Origin of the sequence: Sphingobacterium sp. B16(2022) (genome assembly GCF_012030425.1) — a bacterium.
GTDB lineage: Bacteria > Bacteroidota > Bacteroidia > Sphingobacteriales > Sphingobacteriaceae > Sphingobacterium > Sphingobacterium anhuiense.
Genome location: NZ_JAAUVN010000008.1, coordinates 41,401 through 61,100, shown reverse-complemented (window position 1 = coordinate 61,100; position 19,700 = coordinate 41,401). Strand labels below are relative to the sequence as shown.

Below are 19,700 nucleotides of genomic sequence, written 5' to 3'. Positions count from 1 at the left end.
TTACCTTACCTTACCTTACCTTACCTTACCTTACCTTACCTTACCTTACCTTACCTTACCTTACCTTACCTTACCTTACCTTACCTTACCTTACCTTACCTTACCTTACCTTACCTTACCTTACCTTTTGTAGCTAATAAGCAATAGTAAACCGAAAATAGTAAATACCATCATAAAGATTCCATAACACAATATATCTGTCGTCAGAATTGAATACAGACCTCAACCCTACCTCTAAACCAAAATGCCAAACTTATTTATTCAAAAAAGTCATTAATTTTTAAAAATTCTAAATAATATATTATGCATGCATAATATATTATTTATATTATATTTGTGTATACAGTGATAAAAAGATATGATTAACCAACTTATATTTACATTATGCTTTGTTAGCGCAATTATTCTGTTTGCAAAAAATGCTAGGCAGATTTATAAAAATATAAAAATAGGAAGAGCGCTTAATCGAAATGACAAACCTGCCGAACGTTTTAAAACCATGCTTTTGGTTGCATTTGGTCAAAAAAAAATGTTTAAGCGGATTATTCCCGCAATACTTCACCTTTTCGTTTATATCGGTTTTTGTATTATCAATATAGAGATGATTGAGATCGTAGTAGACGGCATATTTGGTACCCATCGTTTTTTATCATTTTTAGGAGGATTTTATAATTTCTTGATTGCCTCATTCGAATGGTTAGCTTTTGGTGTTCTGTTGGGCTGTATCATTTTCTTTATTCGCAGAAATGTCCTTCACTTAAAGCGCCTCAATAGCCCAGAATTAAAGAATTGGCCAAAAACAGATGCAAACCTTATTCTGATTACAGAAATTCTGTTAATGACAGCGTTTTTATTAATGAATGCCGCAGATCAAAAATTACAGCTCTATGGCGAATCACATTATATTATTGCCGGCTCATTTCCAATCAGTCAGTATATAATTTCATTCCTACCTTCCGATCCATCTGCTCTAATATTGATTGAGCGTATCTGCTGGTGGTTCCACATTCTAGGAGTATTAGCTTTTCTTAATTATTTACCCTATTCAAAACACCTGCACATTTTGCTGGCATTCCCGAACACCTATTTTTCGAATTTAAAGCCCAAGGGAGAGTTAACGAATATGGAAAGTGTAACCAATGAGGTAAAAGCGATGTTAGATCCAACCTTCACCCCTCCTGTATCAGATCAACCTATTCGTTTTGGTGCAAAAGATGTTCAGGATTTAACATGGAAAAACTTACTGGATGCTTACACCTGTACAGAATGCGGACGATGCACATCCTCTTGTCCCGCAAATATAACAGGCAAATTGCTATCTCCAAGAAAAATCATGATGGACACACGGGATCGTCTAGATGAAGTCGGAAAAAATATAAAAGCAAATGGAAGCTTTGTAGATGATCAAAAATCTTTATTAGACACTTATATAACTCGTGAAGAATTATGGGCCTGCACAAGCTGTAACGCATGTGTAGAGCAATGTCCAGTGAATATCAATCCCCTTGAAATAATTATTGAATTGAGAAGGTTCTCTGTGATGGAAGAATCACAAGCACCTGCAAGCATTAATACAATGTTTGGAAATGTAGAAAATAACGGTGCACCTTGGAAATATTCACAAATGGATCGGGCAAACTGGACTTCTCAACAATAATGCTTTTTATAAAACGATAAAGATGGAAAAAGAATTACACGTCCCAACGATGGCCGAGTTAGTGGCTAAAGGTGAAACAGCAGATATTCTATTTTGGGTAGGTTGTGCCGGAAGTTTTGATGAAAGGGCTCAAAAGATAACCCGAGATATTTGCCGTATTCTACAGCATGTCGGAATCAAATACGCGATATTGGGAACAGAAGAAAGTTGTACCGGTGATCCAGCAAAACGTGCTGGCAATGAATTTCTATTTCAAATGCAGGCCATGATGAATATTCAGGTATTAGATGGCTATGAAGTAAAAAAAATAGTAACAGCATGCCCCCATTGTTTTAACACCCTTAAAAACGAGTATCCTGCACTTGGGGGGAACTACGAACTGATTCATCACACGCAATTGATTCAAAGTCTAATTGATGAAGGAAAACTGAAACCTGCAGACGGTCATATTTTTCAAGGTAAAAAGATCACTTACCATGATCCCTGCTACTTAGGTCGCGCCAATGAAGTTTACGAAGCGCCCAGAAAAGTACTGGAAAGTCTAGATGCACAATTAATCGAATTAAAAAGATGTAAAAGCAATGGACTATGCTGTGGAGCTGGTGGCGGGCAAATGTTTAAAGAACCTGAGAAAGGCACAAAAGACGTCAATATAGAACGCATAGAGGAAATAATCGACAGCCAAGCTACGATTGTTGCCGCCGCCTGTCCATTCTGCATGACTATGCTTAAAGATGGAGTAAAAATTAAAGACAAAGAAACGGAAATAGAAGTATTAGATATCGCCGAAATAACGGTACGAGCTAATCGAATATAAAAAAAGGTCTGGAAAAATATCCAGACCTTTTTTTATCATCAATATGATGTACCCAGAAGCAGATTCGAACTGCCACACCCATACAGGCGCCACCCCCTCAAGATGGTGCGTCTACCAATTTCGCCACCTGGGCCTAATTTCAAAATGGTATCGCAAATTTAAACGTTTTTTTAAATTCTACAAGTATTTTTTACCTGTATATTCATTTTTATTTTCACCTCTTATTTTAGCAAATTCTTTTTTATCAAAGTATGGATAACCCCATCAACTAATCCTACGCGAGGTACCATAATCTGCTTCAAGTGTCCATACTTCATGATAGTCATGAAAATTTCTGTCGCTGGAATAATGACGTCGGCACGATCATCATTTAATCCCAATAAAGTAATGCGTTCTTTTAAAGAATATGAAGTTAGATAATGATAAAGAGCCTTCAATTTTGCATAAGAAATAGGCTTATCACCTTTTTCATTTGCCAAGCGAGAAAGCTTATTGATATTACCACCCGTTCCTATACCGTACACCTGCTTATACATTTTTGTATTAGTCGTTACCCATTCCTTAAGGTCATCCCAGGTCTCCTGTTCATCTTTGTTATCCAAAATACGGATTGTTCCTAAATTAAAAGATTTGGAATTCACCAATTTGGCATTTGCAAACAACGATAATTCAGTACTTCCACCGCCAACATCGATATACAAATAAACTTTATCCATATCCATCTTAGCTTCCAGATGGCTATTGTAAATTATCTCAGCTTCTTTGGTTCCATCAATAATAGCGATATCAATACCAATTTCACTTACCCTTTTCACAACCTCAGGACCGTTGGTTACATCACGCATCGCCGATGTAGCACATGCCATATAATCTTCAACATTATACACATCCATCAATTCACGAAATGCACGCATAGTCTTTACTAAATTATCCGCTTTTTTAGGCGATAATTTTTGATGGATGAAAGCGTCATCACCAAGACGCAACGGCACCCTTAGTAGGGTATTCTTTTTAAAAGAAAAACCTTCTTTTTCTTGAACAATATCAGCAATTAAAAGTCTAACCGCATTGGAGCCGATATCTATCGCAGCATACCTCACATTAATACATTTAAAGTAAATAAAAATGAAATTGATTTCTTACTGAGAATGGATAAAATACTCCTTCACAATAAGCCTTCTTTAATTGTTTCGAAAATATAAATAATAAATGAAGACGAAGTGAAATTAGTGTTAAATAATTATGAACAAGATAATAATTTAACACTAAGTCGGTTATTCCAAAATTTCCAATTGCCAATAAATCTGTTCTTCCGTAACAAAATAAGCCTTATCGTTTCTTATTTGATCGTAAACAGCATCAAACAACAGCATATAATTACCTTTTAAAGCTTTTAATCGTTCTGAGACCATATTACCTTGCTCTAAGTAAGTAAGCAATCCTTCGGCATGTTCATTCTCTTCTCCATAATGCTCATCAATAGGACTAATACCATCAATCAGTTGATTCTCTTGCACGTCCGTACGATCCTTAACAAAGGTTCCTTGTGTACCATGGAGCAGAAAGCTGTACTGTGATTCTAAGACCAACATACTGACCGTGATAAATACGGTAAGACCATGATCAAAAGTCAATAGAAGTGTAGCAAAATCATCAACCTCAGAATCTTTACGATGTATAGATGTTCTTTTGACAGCAGTTAATGGCTTGCCAAATAAAGAGATCACCTGGTCCAGTAAGTGAGATCCCAGATCAAACAAAATTCCTGCGGCAGGACGCTTAGTTTCTTTAAAGACCTTTTGTCCAATCTCAGCACGATAACGATCAAATCGTAAATGAAGTTCAACAGTTTCACCAACTTTACCACATTCCAAAACAGATTTTAGCGAATTAAAATCCGAATCAAATCTTCTGTTATGATAAGGTAATACAAACTTTCCAACCTTTCGTCCCAAATCAAATAATTCCTTTGCTTCTAATACCGTAGGCGCAAAAGGCTTTTCAATCAGAACATGTTTTCCTGCCAGCAAAGCTTGCTTAGCTAAAGAAACATGGGTATCGTTTGGTGTATTGATAATGACAAGTTCAATTGCATCATCTGCGAGAAGCTCCTCAACACTATCATAACTGATAATCGAAGGATAATCTAATTGTGCTTTTTTAGTTGATCGCTCTACAACTGCCCGCAATTCAAAGCGATCATTATTGGCTATAAATGGCGTATGGAATACCCTTCCGGACATTCCATACGACAAAACACCTGTAATTATTTTATTTACAGTCATTAAAATAAGATTTTATTTAGTGATGTGCATGCTCATCTACTTTACCACCAGCAAGTTTATAAACCTCTTGAAGTTTTTCTAAGCTCTCATGTGAAAAGTGATTAACAGCAGCATTTGTATTGTGAGACTCTTTCGTCAATTTTTTATTTACTTCAGCTTGAATCTCAGCAACAAGATGAGTATAAGCTTTATCATTAAATGCTGCAGTACTGTCCGCACCTAAAGCAACCGGAGCTTGAAAAGCAGGAACACCTCTCATCGCATCATTAACATGAAGGCTCAATGCTAATGAATCCAACTGCGGAAGAATAGTACTATACGACTCTTGAATTTTTGCAGATAAAGCTTTCGTCTCTGCAGAAGTAGATTTTGACTCAGCAAATTTCGCCAAATTCATCAAATAGTTCCCTTGCTCACCCACAAACTTAAACATGGCATAAGCATCACCATCAGCCAAAGAAGCACGCGAATTTTTATATTGGTTATCCAAACCTGTTTGGTAGTTACAAGAAGCTAATAAAGAACTTCCACAAACTGCTACCGCTACAAATAACTTATTAAATTTCATATCAATTATATTAACAGCACAAAAATAATAAAATAAACGGGGTTCAAAACTCTAATTAAAAAAGAGTTGAACTTTATGCCACATTTCTACCGGCATTAACAACCCCATAAATTGTTCTGGCAATTAATTTAGCATAAGCTTCTCGCTTCTTTTCATCCAATTTACCCTCATTGATTACCTTGATAGCATAGTGTTGAATAATTAATAATGGCAACACAATATTCTCACGTGCCAATATAGATTCACGATCAATAGGGTAATTTTCCATTAATTTCGATGTATTGCTCAATTTTAATAAATACTCTTTGGTAATTAAAAACTCGGCATGCAACATCTTCCAAAACTCACCATATTTCTCATCATATTGCATATAAGAAGTAATGTCAAAGTTCGATTTGGTCATGGACATCATACAGTTATCAATTAAAGTCTGAAAAAAACCAGAAGATAAATATAACTGTTGAACATCTTTCCAAAGATTATTTTGTTCCGCCCATTTCAATGCTGTACCGACACCATAAAAACCTGGTATATTTTGTTTCAATTGACTCCAGGCAGTTACGAAACTGATAGCACGAAGGTCTTTAAGCTTCAGCTCCTTATCCGAATTTCTTTTAACTGGACGACTACTGATATTGATAGAGGAAAGCGCTTTTAAAGGTGATAAATTTTCTAAATAGCTTAAGAATAAAGGATTCTTACGTAAATCCATAAACTTATTATAGCTGAGATCTGCCAATTTATCCACAATACCTTTCTGATGCGGCGTTAAAGTATCACCCGACCTTTGTTTAAGATCTGAAATAATCCCAGCATGAAGTAATTGTTCGATATTAAATCGTGCTGTATCTAAAGAACCGTATTGACTACTTATAGTTTGTCCCTGAATAGTTAACTGAATATGATCATTAGCAATTTCTTCACCCATTGATGCATAGAAACGTTGCGTTTTACCCCCACCTCTCGCAGGCGGACCACCACGACCATCAAAAAATACGAGATCCACATCATATTCTCGAGCAATAGCGGTTAATTCAATTTTAGCACTATAAATAGACCAGTTAGCCATCAAATAACCACCATCTTTAGTACTGTCAGAATAACCAAGCATAATTGTTTGCTTATTCCCTCTCAATTTAAGATGCTTTGCATACTCCTTATTCGTATAAAGTGATTTCATCACATCAGCAGCACGCGTCAAATCATCAACAGTTTCAAATAGAGGTACAAAATCAATAGTTAAAGTATCTTTCTTCCAGCCAGACCAGAGAAATAACTGTCGTAATCCCAAAATATCGCTCGCTTGCTGACAATTACTGATGATAAATCGCTGTGCAGCACGCTCAGATCCTGATTTTTGAATATCTTTCAGTAAACGAATAACTTGTAAAGTATCAACTTCCAATGCGGTAGCCTCTTCATCAAACGCTAGATCTAACTCTTTAAAATCAATAGCAGTCTGTTTATCTACTTCAGATAACGATGAGAAATCAGCTGAAATACCAGTTTCTTCTGGATATTTCTTAATGATATATTCAAAAGTTTGAGTCAGAATACTACTGTCCTGACGAATATCAAGCGTGGTAAAGAAACAACCGAAGGTCATTACTTTGCGTAACAAATCGTCAACAATCTCAACAAAAAGATTATTATGGTCCTCTTTAAGCACAACTTGAATAGCTTTTAGATTTTCAACAATCTGTGCTGTTTCATCAACAGGATTCTCAACAGGGTTAAAACTATTTTCATAAAACAGTTCCTGCAGATTATCCATATATTTTTCAACCCCTCTAAATGTAATGCGACGTTTTACAACTCTAAAATCCCTATAATAACAGCGAAATAAGATTGTTCTTAAAAGTGTCGCTACCTTTTTAGTACTTTCAGCACTTACATTAGGGTTACCGTCACGATCTCCCCCCGGCCAGAAACCCAGTTCAATCAATTGCCTAACCTCTTCCGTCTCTATACCTAGCTCATCATCAATATATGTCTGGATTTCAGAAGCAACCTTGTAAAAAACATTTTCCAAAAACCAAGCTAAACTAATAGCTTCATCAACTGGAGTTGGCTTATTGTTATTAATAAATGGTGTTTTACCTAACTGTTGCAATAATAAATGAATATTGTGAATATCATTCTCCTTAATCGCTCCAATTAAATCATTGATAATCGATAGAACAGTCCCAGGATAAAACTGAGTTGGATGAGCCGTTAACACAAGACGAACCGAAAAATCTTTCAATTTACCAACTATCTTACGCTTTAATTCCGGATTTATTTCAGAAGATTTAATTAAAGACCCAAGCTGTGAAGATTGATCAGTCTTGCCGATCGCTTTAAATGAAGAATCTTCAATAGCATCAAAAAGAACCACCTGTCTTTCTATATATTGCACAAATCGAAATAATAGATCGACCTGAGTTTGTTCATCCGAATAAAGCTCATGCTGCACAAAGAAAGAATTGATAATTTCCTCTGGAGTTTGATGTTTCTCAACACCCTTCTCACAATGTTGGGCAAAAAAAGGTAACAAGGTACCAGTATCCTTCACTTGCTGGAAGGGCAGTGTTAAAAATAGACTTTTAAAAAGTTCAAATCGCGTCAAAACTTCGTTTTGAAAAACGGCTTCTTTTGTACTCAATTTCATATTATAGAAAAAACAAATTGTCGTTAATGGAGAATGTTTGAATAAGATCAAACATTCAAATATATAAAATTAATATTCAAATAATCATTTAAATGAAAAATAGATAATAATAACATTGTAATATTACAATATTATTAAGAACAAAAACCTTTTGCCATTTGTTATATTATTTTACATCATTCAACAAATAGCGAAATGGGAAAACTATATACAGCAGAAGTTACGGCAACAGGCGGACGTAATGGCGAAGTGAAATCTTCAGATGGAATAATTGATTTAATCGTTAAAAAACCAACAGCAATGGGAGGTGAAGGTAATGCCACCAACCCTGAGCAATTATTTGCAGCAGCATGGAGTTCATGCTTTTTAGGTGCCGTAGCTGCAGTAGGAGAAAAAGATCATGTCGACATGAAAGATGCTACCGTAACCGTAAGAGCTTCATTTAATGAAGAAAACAATGCATTTTTTATCTCAGCTGAAATTGATTTGCACATTCCCACATTAAGTGCATCAGAATCTCAAAAGCTTGCCGAAAAAGCACATCGTGTATGCCCTTATTCTAAGGCAACCAAAGGAAATATAGAAACCAAAATAACTGGAATTTAGATTCTTATATTTAAATATTAACAGGCTATGCTTTTACAATAAAAAGCATAGCTTTTCCTATTCAATCTTGTATATTTGTTTGTATTCGATATTATGAAGCAGACACAAGAGATAAAGAGTTTTTTTTATAGCCAATATTTCGCAGATGGTATTAGGATAACCATTGGATGCATAGTTCCTGTCATTATTTTTGCCGCCATGGGTCAATTCATAAATGGTACATATGTGTCATTAGGAGCCTTATTGGTCGGATTATCAGACACGCCCGGTGCCCCTTCCCATCGCCGTACCGGAATGTATTTTGCAGGTATATTAACCATCATTACCTTTATACTTACTGTTTCCGTAAACGCTAATATCTATTTATTGACCATACTCATTGCGGCATTATGTTTTATCTTCGCAATGTTTGCAGTTTTCAATGCCCGAGCTGCGAATGTAGGATTAATGTGTATGCTAATGATGTTGATACATGTCGATACGCCATTTACCCTATTTAGTGCCCTATCATATCTATTTTACTATAGTATCGGATGCCTCTGGTATATCATCATCAGCCTATCCATCACGCAGATTCGTCCATACAGATTAACACAGCAGGAACTCGCAGAATCCATTCGTCATGTTGCCGATTACCTCAGATTAAAGGCTAATTTTTATGATATCAATGTAGATAATGATAAGAATTACCTTAAACTTATCGAAAAACAAGTAGAAGTAAATGATCATCAAGAAAATGTAAGAAACTTACTTTTTCAAAGTAAGCGATCCATAAAAGATACCACGAAAACGGGCCGCTATCTAACCTTTGTCTTCAATGATATCATTGACCTTTTTGAACAAAGTATGGCAACACATTATGACTATAACACCGTCAGTGAAAAATTTGGTCATACCGGTATTTTGAACGAATTCAAACATATCATTTTAAAACTGACGAATGAGCTCGATCACATTGCATATCAACTCAATGCCAACAGAATGCCGAAACCTATGTATAACTTTGATCAAGAGATCAATTTATTACATAAAAAAATTGATACTGTTGAAAAAGAGCTTCAATACAGTACGATTGCCTTAAGGAAGATTTTAATCAATGTCCGAGATATCATCAGACATATCAATGATATCTACAGCTATTCCCATTTAAAATCTACAGAAGTTAATAAAATGGAAATTGACGAAGCAAAAAAATTTATAGAACCTTCGATCATTGATTTTAAAAAAATAAGAGAAAATTTAACCCTAGAATCCACTTATTTTAGACACGCATTACGCATGGCTATTGTCATGTCTGTTTCTTATTTTGTAGCCAAATCATTTCATATAACTGAAAATATCTTTTGGATACTGTTGACAATTATGGTGATTTTAAAACCTGGTTTTGGCTTAACAAAATCAAGAAATATACAGCGTCTCATGGGAACCGTAATCGGCGGTCTTATTGGCGCTCTTATTTTATTCGTAGTTCACGATGAAACGATTCGCTTTGTTTTGCTTATTTTTTTCTTCCTAAGTGCATACAGTCTTTTTCGGGTCAATTATATCGTTGCTGTTATTTTTATGACGCCCTATGTACTCATTATGCTAAGTTTTGTAAGTACAAATACCATGGAGGTAACAAAAGAGCGTATTTTAGATACTTTCATAGGTGGCATGATAGCATTTTTGTCCAGTTATGTCATTTTCCCAAATTGGGAAGCGACGCAGGTCAAATTCTCCATGCAAAAACTACTTATCGCAAGCTATCACTATATAGCACTAACTTTAAAAGAAATCGCAGGAAATGAGCCCACTATTACAGAATACAAACTGGTAAGGAAAAAACTTTACGTTGAAACAGCCAATATGGGATCAACCTTTCAACGCATGTTGACGGAACCAAAAAATAAACAGAAATACACAAAAGATGTAAACAAGTTTGTTATTTTTAACCATGTTTTAGCCTCATTTGCAGTAACCCTACATAATCAGGTTACATCCTCAAGAGTCAACCACACAATAACAAAAGAACATATTAAATTGATCCGTAAAATATTAAGTTCCTTAGAAACGGCTATCAAAGCATTGGCCAACCCCAATGAAGAAAATCAATTTATACCTGTAGATTTTCAAATACCAGAAAATCAAATATCAGTTGATGAAACGGCCGATGAAAACAGTACTTTAATGACCGAACAACTTCAATTTATTACTAAAATTGTTGCAGACGTAGCTAAATTGGTACAGCAATTAAAAGAAAAAACAAGCGCTGAGATCGACCCCATGTTAAACAATAAAATGCATTAATTTTCATACAACAAGCAACTATGCACGATAATTATTACGATATCATCATTGTAGGCGGAGGACCAATTGGACTGGCCTGTGCTTTAGAAGCATCTTTAAATGACAAGACATACCTGATCCTGGAGAAAGGATGTTTGGTGAACTCGTTATATAATTATCCGCAAAATATGACTTTCTTTTCCTCTTCCGACCGCTTAGAAATTGGCGACATCCCATTTGTAACCACATTACCTAAACCAAAAAGAGCAGAAGCATTAGAATATTATCGCCGCATCCAGCAGAAATTTAAGCTCAATACCCGACTATTCGAAGAAGTAACTGAAATAACAAAAGATCACCATCTTTTCAAAATCAATACGATAAAAAATACCTACAGTTCGAAAAATGTCATCATTGCTACCGGGTTTTACGACATCCCCACGCTACTTAATATTCCAGGTGAGGAATTAGAAAAAGTAAAACATTATTATCAGGATCCGCACTATTATGCCAATCAAAAAGTAATTGTAGTTGGAGCAAGCAATTCATCAATTGATGCCGCACTTGAGACTTATAGAAAAGGCGCAGACGTTACGCTCGTGATTCGCGGGAAAGAAATTAGTCCAAGAGTAAAATATTGGGTCAAACCAGATATTGAAAACAGAATCGCCTCCGGCGAAATACGTGTACTATATAATAGCAAATTAAAAGAGATCACAGATTCGCACGCGCACGTCCATACCCCAACAGGCGATATCATACTAGAAAATGATTTTGTTTTGGCCCTGACAGGATATCAGCCAAATTTCAACTTTCTTAAAAAAATCGGTATTCATATTCCCTCCGAATCACCCTGTCTTCCTGAACATGATCCTGATAGTATGGAAACAAATATTGATGGGTTGTATCTTGCAGGAGTGGTCTGCGGAGGTTTAAATACTCATTTATGGTTCATTGAAAATTCACGAATACACGCAAAACAAATTTTAGCTGATATCAAGAAGAAAGAAATGAGAGAATAATTTACTTTCTTAAACCTCTCAAAAATATTTGCATCATCTTCTTCTGCAAACTTAATATCACATCAAATTCATCCTTGGTCGGAAACAGCATATTCTTCATATCTTTCAATATTCCCATTCTCATTCCAAACAAAGAATATAATAAAATGCGGGCAGTCTCTTCAACATCCTCTACCTCGATTTTATCAGTTTCAACACCTATTTCTAATATTTCAGCAAAAAGATCAACCTCCCTTACATAAGATTCTTTGAAAACGCGTTCCAGTTCTTCAGGAAGTTCTTTGACCATATTGATCGTATATTCAAAAAGATTATAATATTGATTAATTAGTTCAACTCTTTTATCGATGGTATACATCATGATTTCTTCAAAATCATCACAGGTGTTGATCTTCTCTCTAATATCCTGCACCATCTTATCAATCACATACTCGAATACAGCAGAATAAAGACTATTCTTATCTGGAAAATAATAATAAAGAAGTGCTTTTGAAAAGTTCAGATCAGTTGCAATTTCGGACATGGTTGTTTTGGCCATACCAAAATGAGCAAATCTACGCGTTGCTGCCTCTAAAATCCTTGTCCTCTTTAAATCTGCATTTGCCATCAATTCAAAAATTAATTACACATAATAACTGCTTTGTACTATCTTTACTAACTATTATATAAAGATAATTTATTTTTTTGAATTTTTGAAAAAACTAGTCAACAATGGGTATAAATATACAGTCAGATATCTCTTTAAAAAAATATAACACATTCGGCATTACTGAAGTTGCTTCACATTTCATTGAAATAACAGAACCCACTCAGTTATTAAGCGTTTATGAAGCCGGAATATTTGAAAAAGATTTCTTGACATTGGGAAGTGGAAGCAATATTTTATTTACCCAACCATACGCAGGTTATATCATTAAAATCAACATTAAGGGGATTACAGCAAAACCGCATCAGAACGACATCTTTATCACCGCTGCAGGTGGTGAAATATGGAATGAACTCGTTTGGTTCTGTGTCAATAACAATTATAGTGGTTTAGAAAACATGGCTCTAATTCCTGGAACAGTGGGCGCTTCTCCAGTTCAAAACATAGGCGCATACGGCACCGAGCTTATGGACATTTTTTACAGTTGTATTGCTTTCGACACATTAGAAGGAGTGTTTAGAATATTCTATAATGAAGATTGCAAATTTTCTTACCGGGATAGTATTTTCAAATCAGAACAAAAAGGAAGATATATAATTACAGAGGTTACTTACAAAGTTAATTCTTCTCCATCAATAAATACCTCTTATGGAGCCATAAGTGCCGAACTAAAAAAAAGAAATATAAGTGATCCTACCATAAAAGATATTGCAGAAGTGGTATCCTTTATTCGAGTTGAAAAATTACCTGATCCAAGTACGGTAGGCAATGCTGGAAGCTTTTTTAAAAACCCGATTATTTCATTAAATAAATATCAGGGATTAAAAGAACTCTATCCAGATATAGTCAGTTACAACATGCCCGATGGTGGTGTAAAGTTAGCTGCAGGCTGGTTAATAGAGCAATGCGGATGGAAAGGGAAAGTAATCGGCCAGGCAGGTGTATGGAAAAATCAAGCACTTGTACTAATAAATGTACAATCTGCAAGCGGAACTGAAATTTTTGAATTATCGTCTAAAATAATAAACGATGTTGATCAAAAATTCAATGTAAAGTTAGAACGTGAAGTAAATATTTTTTGATTTTTAATAAAAAAATATTTTAAAAATAGCTTTATAAAAATGGTCATTTAAAGCTTCTGGCTAGGCGTTTTACACAAAATAACATTTCTATAGACGAAACTTCCTGTTAAATATTTATTAAATTTATATCAATTCTCAATAATTAGCATACTATTTGCGATTAGTCAACTGAACCGTATTAAAATCGCTGAGGAATCAACATTTCAATTTCTCACTCAGTGTTTTGTAAACCATTCATTTTAAAGTGAATAAAAATTCAGTGATATGACTAAGTATGAATTCAACTCGTTAGTGGTAGAGCAGTCAGACTCTCTAAAACACTATGCAAAGAAGTTTACAAATGACAACGAAGATGCTAACGATTTAGTGCAGGACACTCTGCTTAAGGCTGTTACATATTTCAACAACTTCAGAGAAGGAACCAATCTTAAAGGATGGTTATATACTATTATGAAAAATACATTCATTAACAATTACCGCAGAATTGTTAAAACGAATTCTTTCATAACAAAAGAAGAAGAAATTTCAAATGCAAACTTGATCTTATCAGCATCAAAAAATCAAGGTGAAAACAAATTTGTCATGGAAGACATCCATGATGCGCTTTCAAAATTATCAGAAGACTACTACGTTCCATTCAGCATGTATTTCGAAGGCTATAAATACCATGAAATTTCAGAATATTTAGCAATCCCAATTGGTACTGTAAAAACCCGGATACATATCGCCCGCAAAGTAATGAAGAAATCATTATCCACATATAAACTTATCGACTAAGTTTTTTATAACTTCGTCCTATGGACAATCATGAGGAGTTAACGGTATATTCTAAATCAAAACTTGCTTTACGAAATGGGCAAGATAAGCCTGAAATATGGGTTGCTTTTCAGGGCATTATATATGATGTTACAGAAAGTCGATTATGGAGGTCCGGAAAACATTACGAACATTGGGCAGGTCAAGACCTAACTGAGGAGCTTTCAGAAGCTCCTCACTCAGATCAAGTATTTAAAAAATTTCCTATAATAGGAAAGATCGGATAATTAAATATCAAATTTAGATAAAGCAACAAAGGCTTTTAATCGAGCTTCAATCTCGTCTTGCGTTAACGTTTGCAAACGCTCCGTACCGAATTTCTCAACACAGAATGATGCTAACGCCGATCCATAGATAACCGCATTTTTCATATTGGTAAAGTTAATCGTTTTTACCTTCGCCAGATATCCTATAAAGCCACCAGCAAATGCATCACCAGCACCTGTTGGATCAAATACTTCTGCCAGTGGTAATGCTGGTGCAGAGAAAATTTGTCCTTCACCAAACAATAATGCACCATGCTCACCTTTTTTAATAATCAAATATTTAGGTCCCATCTCAAGAATAGTTGCGGCAGCTTTCACCAACGAATATTCACCAGATAATTGACGCGCTTCACCATCGTTGATTGTCAAAACATCAACATGCTTCAACACCGCTTTCAAATCATCCATCGCGATATCCATCCAGAAGTTCATGGTATCCAAAACAACCAATTTAGGTTTGTTCTTTAGACGATTTAAAGTAGTCATCTGAATCTGAGGAGTAGCATTGCCTAATAGCAAGAACTCACAATCCTGGTAGCTCTCAGGAATAATCGGATCAAAGTCAGCTAATACATTCAATTCTGTAGTGATTGTATCACGGCTATTCATATCATTATGATACTTACCTGCCCAGAAAAATGATTTTCCACCTTCAATAATCTGAATCCCCTCTACATTTACACCTTTACTCGTAATGATATTTAAGTTATCATCACCAAAATCTTCACCGATTACACCTACTAATTTCACCTGGTCATATAAAAAAGACGCAGAAAGAGCTGCAAAAGTACCTGCTCCGCCAACAATTTTATCTGTTTTACCAAAAGGCGTTTCGATAGCGTCGAATGCTACCGTGCCCATTACTACTAAACTCATAGTATATAAATAAATAACTGTAAACAAAAAAAAACCGGCTATAAAGCCGGTTTCACCTAACGCTCCTGAAGCTGGGCTCGAACCAGCGACCCTCTGATTAACAGTCAGATGCTCTAACCAGCTGAGCTATTCAGGAATCTTCATAAGAAAGATGACTATATATCTTTCTCTTTTGATGCCACAAAAATAGCTAAATCCAACGTATTTCCAAATCTTTTTTAAAGATTTTTTACTTTTTTTTCATCTAAATATTCATCATATTTAGATTATCAAATTGTAGCGATTGAAAACAAGGCAATTACATAGCTTAACCATCACTATAAATTTCTTACATAACCGATTTTCATGAATAAACCACTTTTAAAAACAATCACATTGCTTTTATTTGCTCCTATGCTGTTCAGTTGCAGTAAAAAAAATCTAGAGGAAGAAAAGCCAAAGGAGAATGTTGTAGAACCAGAATCTGAAAAAAAAGTCAGTCGCGTAGATCGATTAGCTGACTCACTATTCTACTATGCACAGGACATTTATTTCTGGAACGACCAATTACCCACTTATGAAGTATTTAATTCGAGACAATTTAGCAAAGGAAGCGTCGAATTCAATAGCTTGAATAAAGTACTATTCAATATTACTAGATATGGTACAAACCCTGCTACTGGAAAACCCTATGAATACAATGAAATCGATAATAACGATACAAAATACAGTTACATCGACAAAGAAAGCTACGATGGAAGTAAATCATTCATTAAAAAAAATGAATTGTCAAACCTCGATTTAGAAGGAAATGGAGACGATTTAGGTCTGAAGATAGGTCTATACGGGGTCGAGCAGAATTACAAGATCCTAGTTCAATTGACTTATCCTGGATCACCAGCTGCAATTTCGGGATTACAACGTGGAGATATCATCACCGAAATCAATGGAGTTAAGTATGGCACCAATTTCAATCATGAAGTACCCTCCTTAAGCAACGCGCTTTTTGAAAGCCAATCTGCAATTATTAAAGGAAAAAAAAGTAGCGGTACCCCATTTGAGATAACTTTGAACAAAATAAGATATCAAACAAAATCAGTCATTAAAGACAGCATATATTTAGATAAAACAAAAAAGGTTGGCTATTTTGTTTTCAATTCCTTCTCCAAACTAAGCCACACCCAAGCCGATTTAACGGCAACCTTTAATAAATTTCAGCACGCCGGTATTACAGATCTCATAATTGATTTGCGCTACAACGGAGGTGGGTATATCAATACTGCCGAATTTCTTGCCAATAAAATAGCTCCAAATTCATTAAATGGGAAAGTTATGTTTACTGAAAACTTCAACAGCACCATGCAAAACAATAAAACAAAATATTTAAAGAACTTGAGCCTTGAAACGACAGACAGTAAAGGCGAGAAAGTTAAGGTCAGATACACCGATTTAGATTACAGTATTTCGGGGAATACATTCAAATTCAACCCTACAGGTAATATAAATATCAATACCCTTGTATTTATTGTAACAGAAAATACAGCCTCAGCAAGTGAGTTATTGATCAATATATTTAAACCACATCTAAACGTAAAAATCGTGGGAGCAAAAACCTATGGAAAACCAATTGGTTTTTTCCCCTTGACAATCGGCGGTTATGATGTCTATTTCAGTATGTTTGAATCACGAAATGCATCAAATGAAAGCGATTATTATAACGGTATATCCGTTAACAAATCAAGTAACGATGACGCCTACTACCCTTTCGGCAATTTAAATGAACAATCGTTTAAAGCCGCATATGATTACATCGTAACAGGAAACTTTTCGAATAGTACATCTATGCTCTCCGGTAAAGCATCGGGTTCAAACCAACTTCAAAAATTAAAAGCGCTCTCTCCTCCTCAATTTAAAGGAATGATTGAAAACAGAATCAAATCACACTAAACGCAAAAAGCCTTTCCAAACTGGAAAGGCTTTCATTTGCTCCTGAAGCTGGGCTCGAACCAGCGACCCTCTGATTAACAGTCAGATGCTCTAACCAGCTGAGCTATTCAGGAATCATTCAAGAGTATATCACTATAGCTCTTTGGTTATTTAAGAATTTGCATTCTTATCTCTTAAATACATTCAATCTAGACTTTCGATTGAATCACGATTTTACTATCTAAAATCGTTTTGCTCCTGAAGCTGGGCTCGAACCAGCGACCCTCTGATTAACAGTCAGATGCTCTAACCAGCTGAGCTATTCAGGAATCCGGTTAATTTTCCGAAGCGTCATTTCCGTTTCGGTGATGCAATTATCGGAAGATTATTGCAATCTTACAAATCTTTTAAAAACATTTTTTGCAACTCCCTCGCTTCCAACAAGAATAATTTTCATCTCATTTAGATCAAAACACCCTTCAAGAGTAAAACAGCAAATGTGAAGTAAATTAATAGGCCGGTCACATCAACCAAAGTCGATACAAATGGAGCTGAAGAGCTAGCAGGATCAGCACCAAGCTTTCTTAAAATAAAAGGAAGCATAGATCCCATTAAGGATCCCCACAGCACTACTCCTACTAAAGAAAAGCCAACCACAAGCCCCACTAAAACCCAATGTTCACCATAAGCATCAGAAAAACCCTGAAAAGTCATAATTCTGATGAAACCTAAAATACCTAATATTAAACCAAGCAGAAAACCAGAAACGATCTCCCTCTTCATAACACGCCACCAGTCCCCTATCGTAATCTCTCCCAATGCCATGGCTTGAATGATCAAGGTAGATGCTTGTGAGCCACTGTTACCACCGCTCGATATGATCAGTGGCATCAATGCGAAGAGCATGATAGCACTCGCCAATTGATGTTCAAAATGCTCAATGACTGTCGCAGTTAACAGTTGACCGAAAAATAAGACCACTAACCACCCAGAACGTTTTTTAACTAAATTAACAATCGACACATCCAAATATGGTTCATCTAAAGCTTCAGTTCCCCCAAATCGTTGCATATCCTCCGTATACTCTTCATTTGCCACCCAAAGAATATCATCGATCGTAACAATACCTAACATTATTCCCTGCTCATCAACAACAGGTAAAGCAACTCGATTATTCATCCGGAAAATATTCACAGCCTCTTCTTGTGGGTCATTCGCATGTAGAGAAATAAGCCTATTGTCAATAAGATCACCAACAACAACATTTGGATCTGCCATTAACACATCTTTAATACGAATATCATCTATTAATTTACCTGCGGCATCAATGACATATAACACATCAATTGTTTCCGAATTTTTACCATAACGGCGAATATGCTCAAGAATTCGGATGATATTCCAATGTGGTTTTACAGTGATATAGTCTGGGGTCATCAGACGCCCCACACTATCTTCAGGATAACCTAATAAAGAAAGAGCTTCTTTACGATCCTGAGGTGGCAGTAAAATAATCAATTGTTTTACGACATCACCATCCTTCAGTTCACTGAAAAATGATGTCCGGTCATCCGGAGGCATCTCATTAATTAATTCACTAATTTTTGCACCTGAAAGCTTCTTAAAAATACGCTCTTGCGTAGGGAAATCTAAAATACGAAATACATTAACCGCACGGTTCAAATTTAATGTTTCGATGAATATGTGGCCATATTCGGGTAGCTCATCGATCAACGCCTCTACATCCGAAATATTTAGCTCATTTAAATATGCTTGTAACCCCTCATTATCCTTCGACTCAATGAACTGTTCGATTTGTTCTACCTGCATTTCCAATTCTTCCATAATTCCCTTTCTTTACTAATATGCTACATCGGTGTATTTAAAATTTTATGCAAAAATCGTCTTTTTAAAAATAATATAAGAATTTATTTATTACCTATTGAAAATAGAAATTTTCAATAGGTAATAAAACAATAAAAAACATATTCTAATGCAGTATTAGATCATAAAATAAAGATCGTGATCATAATCGATACACCTAATCTATAGAAAAATAAATGATAGTGTCTCCAACAATAATCTACAAAAACAACCTTCTGAAAAACAGTCATCTATAAAAAGTTAGATCTTATTTTTCTTAAATCCAATTCATAAAATCTCCAAATAAGACAATCTAAATCAAAGAAAATAACAACAACACTAACTATCAATTCATTACAACATAAAGAACAAG

The 19,700-nt window shown here is 35.2% G+C and carries 16 protein-coding genes and 4 tRNA genes; 9 read left to right on the top strand and 11 right to left on the bottom strand.

The window, feature by feature from the left end; genetic code table 11:
• Window positions 1–358: 358 nt before the first annotated feature.
• Together HCX49_RS25160 and HCX49_RS25155 are read left to right on the top strand one after the other, a co-directional pair.
• Entirely contained in the window at window positions 359–1,657 is a 1,299-nt protein-coding gene (locus HCX49_RS25160; RefSeq protein WP_132772034.1) for a (Fe-S)-binding protein, read from the top strand.
• A 22-nt stretch (window positions 1,658–1,679) separates the two neighbouring features.
• Window positions 1,680–2,474, top strand: coding sequence for a (Fe-S)-binding protein (locus tag HCX49_RS25155; protein WP_132772035.1), 795 nt, complete (start codon window positions 1,680–1,682; stop codon window positions 2,472–2,474).
• Window positions 2,475–2,523: 49 nt separating this feature from the next.
• Here the strand turns inward: HCX49_RS25155 and HCX49_RS25150 are convergent.
• The 5 genes from HCX49_RS25150 to HCX49_RS25130 form a co-directional block, all read right to left on the bottom strand.
• A tRNA-Leu gene (locus HCX49_RS25150) sits at window positions 2,524–2,607 on the bottom strand.
• Window positions 2,608–2,695: 88 nt separating this feature from the next.
• The gene (locus HCX49_RS25145; protein WP_132772036.1) at window positions 2,696–3,574 is read right to left on the bottom strand and encodes an exopolyphosphatase; all 879 of its coding nucleotides are present in this window, start codon (window positions 3,572–3,574) and stop codon (window positions 2,696–2,698) included.
• 174 nt (window positions 3,575–3,748) lie between these two features.
• Window positions 3,749–4,759, bottom strand: a complete 1,011-nt coding sequence (locus tag HCX49_RS25140; protein ID WP_132772037.1) for a Gfo/Idh/MocA family oxidoreductase — start codon at window positions 4,757–4,759, stop codon at window positions 3,749–3,751.
• Between the two features lie 16 nt (window positions 4,760–4,775).
• The gene (locus HCX49_RS25135; RefSeq protein ID WP_132772038.1) at window positions 4,776–5,327 is read right to left on the bottom strand and encodes a hypothetical protein; all 552 of its coding nucleotides are present in this window, start codon (window positions 5,325–5,327) and stop codon (window positions 4,776–4,778) included.
• A 73-nt stretch (window positions 5,328–5,400) separates the two neighbouring features.
• Window positions 5,401–7,977, bottom strand: a complete 2,577-nt coding sequence (locus HCX49_RS25130; protein ID WP_132772039.1) for a phosphoenolpyruvate carboxylase — start codon at window positions 7,975–7,977, stop codon at window positions 5,401–5,403.
• Window positions 7,978–8,172: 195 nt separating this feature from the next.
• Here HCX49_RS25130 and HCX49_RS25125 point away from each other — a divergent pair, with 195 nt between their 5' ends.
• The 3 genes from HCX49_RS25125 to HCX49_RS25115 all read left to right on the top strand — a co-directional run bounded on the left by HCX49_RS25125 (window position 8,173) and on the right by HCX49_RS25115 (window position 11,873).
• Window positions 8,173–8,583, top strand: a complete 411-nt coding sequence (locus HCX49_RS25125; RefSeq protein WP_132772040.1) for an organic hydroperoxide resistance protein — start codon at window positions 8,173–8,175, stop codon at window positions 8,581–8,583.
• 93 nt (window positions 8,584–8,676) lie between these two features.
• Window positions 8,677–10,872, top strand: a complete 2,196-nt coding sequence (locus HCX49_RS25120; RefSeq protein ID WP_206368720.1) for an FUSC family protein — start codon at window positions 8,677–8,679, stop codon at window positions 10,870–10,872.
• A gap of 20 nt (window positions 10,873–10,892) precedes the next feature.
• Window positions 10,893–11,873, top strand: coding sequence for a YpdA family putative bacillithiol disulfide reductase (locus tag HCX49_RS25115; protein WP_132772041.1), 981 nt, complete (start codon window positions 10,893–10,895; stop codon window positions 11,871–11,873).
• A gap of 1 nt (window position 11,874) precedes the next feature.
• On the opposite strand, the gene HCX49_RS25110 is transcribed toward HCX49_RS25115, so the two are convergent.
• Window positions 11,875–12,480 carry a TetR/AcrR family transcriptional regulator gene (locus HCX49_RS25110; RefSeq protein ID WP_021191073.1) on the bottom strand — a complete coding sequence of 202 codons (606 nt, stop codon included), beginning with the start codon at window positions 12,478–12,480 and terminating at the stop codon, window positions 11,875–11,877.
• 104 nt (window positions 12,481–12,584) lie between these two features.
• On the opposite strand from HCX49_RS25110, the gene murB reads away from it, so the two are divergent.
• The 3 genes from murB (at window position 12,585) to HCX49_RS25095 (ending at window position 14,644) form a co-directional block, all read left to right on the top strand.
• Entirely contained in the window at window positions 12,585–13,601 is a 1,017-nt protein-coding gene (murB, locus tag HCX49_RS25105; RefSeq protein WP_168128472.1) for a UDP-N-acetylmuramate dehydrogenase, read from the top strand.
• Window positions 13,602–13,865: 264 nt separating this feature from the next.
• A complete protein-coding gene (locus HCX49_RS25100) occupies window positions 13,866–14,378 on the top strand; it encodes an RNA polymerase sigma factor (RefSeq protein WP_021191074.1) in 513 nt (170 codons plus the stop codon).
• Window positions 14,379–14,398: 20 nt separating this feature from the next.
• Entirely contained in the window at window positions 14,399–14,644 is a 246-nt protein-coding gene (locus HCX49_RS25095; protein WP_021191075.1) for a cytochrome b5 domain-containing protein, read from the top strand.
• Here the strand turns inward: HCX49_RS25095 and HCX49_RS25090 are convergent, their stop codons facing one another.
• Together HCX49_RS25090 and HCX49_RS25085 are read right to left on the bottom strand one after the other, a co-directional pair.
• Window positions 14,645–15,559 carry a PfkB family carbohydrate kinase gene (locus HCX49_RS25090; RefSeq protein ID WP_031288945.1) on the bottom strand — a complete coding sequence of 305 codons (915 nt, stop codon included), beginning with the start codon at window positions 15,557–15,559 and terminating at the stop codon, window positions 14,645–14,647. It abuts the gene before it with no gap.
• Between the two features lie 62 nt (window positions 15,560–15,621).
• Window positions 15,622–15,695: transfer RNA gene (locus tag HCX49_RS25085), tRNA-Asn, on the bottom strand.
• A 209-nt stretch (window positions 15,696–15,904) separates the two neighbouring features.
• On the opposite strand from HCX49_RS25085, the gene HCX49_RS25080 reads away from it, so the two are divergent.
• Window positions 15,905–17,485, top strand: a complete 1,581-nt coding sequence (locus HCX49_RS25080) for a S41 family peptidase (protein ID WP_168128471.1) — start codon at window positions 15,905–15,907, stop codon at window positions 17,483–17,485.
• 39 nt (window positions 17,486–17,524) lie between these two features.
• Here the strand turns inward: HCX49_RS25080 and HCX49_RS25075 are convergent.
• The 3 genes from HCX49_RS25075 to mgtE all read right to left on the bottom strand — a co-directional run bounded on the left by HCX49_RS25075 (window position 17,525) and on the right by mgtE (window position 19,309).
• Window positions 17,525–17,598, bottom strand: a tRNA-Asn gene (locus HCX49_RS25075).
• Window positions 17,599–17,719: 121 nt separating this feature from the next.
• A tRNA-Asn gene (locus HCX49_RS25070) sits at window positions 17,720–17,793 on the bottom strand.
• A 133-nt stretch (window positions 17,794–17,926) separates the two neighbouring features.
• Window positions 17,927–19,309, bottom strand: coding sequence for a magnesium transporter (gene mgtE, locus HCX49_RS25065; RefSeq protein WP_132772046.1), 1,383 nt, complete (start codon window positions 19,307–19,309; stop codon window positions 17,927–17,929).
• Window positions 19,310–19,700 lie beyond the last annotated feature (391 nt).

Excerpts from the sequence above, each read along its gene's own strand:
- HCX49_RS25160 (WP_132772034.1), top strand. The coding sequence starts at position 359 with ATGATTAACCAACTTATATTTACATTATGCTTTGTTAGCGCAATTATT.
- HCX49_RS25155 (WP_132772035.1), top strand. The coding sequence starts at position 1,680 with ATGGAAAAAGAATTACACGTCCCAACGATGGCCGAGTTAGTGGCTAAA.
- HCX49_RS25140 (WP_132772037.1), bottom strand. The coding sequence starts at position 4,759 with ATGACTGTAAATAAAATAATTACAGGTGTTTTGTCGTATGGAATGTCC.
- HCX49_RS25135 (WP_132772038.1), bottom strand. The coding sequence starts at position 5,327 with ATGAAATTTAATAAGTTATTTGTAGCGGTAGCAGTTTGTGGAAGTTCT.
- HCX49_RS25130 (WP_132772039.1), bottom strand. The coding sequence starts at position 7,977 with ATGAAATTGAGTACAAAAGAAGCCGTTTTTCAAAACGAAGTTTTGACG.
- HCX49_RS25125 (WP_132772040.1), top strand. The coding sequence starts at position 8,173 with ATGGGAAAACTATATACAGCAGAAGTTACGGCAACAGGCGGACGTAAT.
- HCX49_RS25120 (WP_206368720.1), top strand. The coding sequence starts at position 8,677 with ATGAAGCAGACACAAGAGATAAAGAGTTTTTTTTATAGCCAATATTTC.
- HCX49_RS25115 (WP_132772041.1), top strand. The coding sequence starts at position 10,893 with ATGCACGATAATTATTACGATATCATCATTGTAGGCGGAGGACCAATT.
- HCX49_RS25110 (WP_021191073.1), bottom strand. The coding sequence starts at position 12,480 with ATGGCAAATGCAGATTTAAAGAGGACAAGGATTTTAGAGGCAGCAACG.
- murB (WP_168128472.1), top strand. The coding sequence starts at position 12,585 with ATGGGTATAAATATACAGTCAGATATCTCTTTAAAAAAATATAACACA.
- HCX49_RS25100 (WP_021191074.1), top strand. The coding sequence starts at position 13,866 with ATGACTAAGTATGAATTCAACTCGTTAGTGGTAGAGCAGTCAGACTCT.
- HCX49_RS25095 (WP_021191075.1), top strand. The coding sequence starts at position 14,399 with ATGGACAATCATGAGGAGTTAACGGTATATTCTAAATCAAAACTTGCT.
- HCX49_RS25090 (WP_031288945.1), bottom strand. The coding sequence starts at position 15,559 with ATGAGTTTAGTAGTAATGGGCACGGTAGCATTCGACGCTATCGAAACG.
- HCX49_RS25080 (WP_168128471.1), top strand. The coding sequence starts at position 15,905 with ATGAATAAACCACTTTTAAAAACAATCACATTGCTTTTATTTGCTCCT.
- mgtE (WP_132772046.1), bottom strand. The coding sequence starts at position 19,309 with ATGGAAGAATTGGAAATGCAGGTAGAACAAATCGAACAGTTCATTGAG.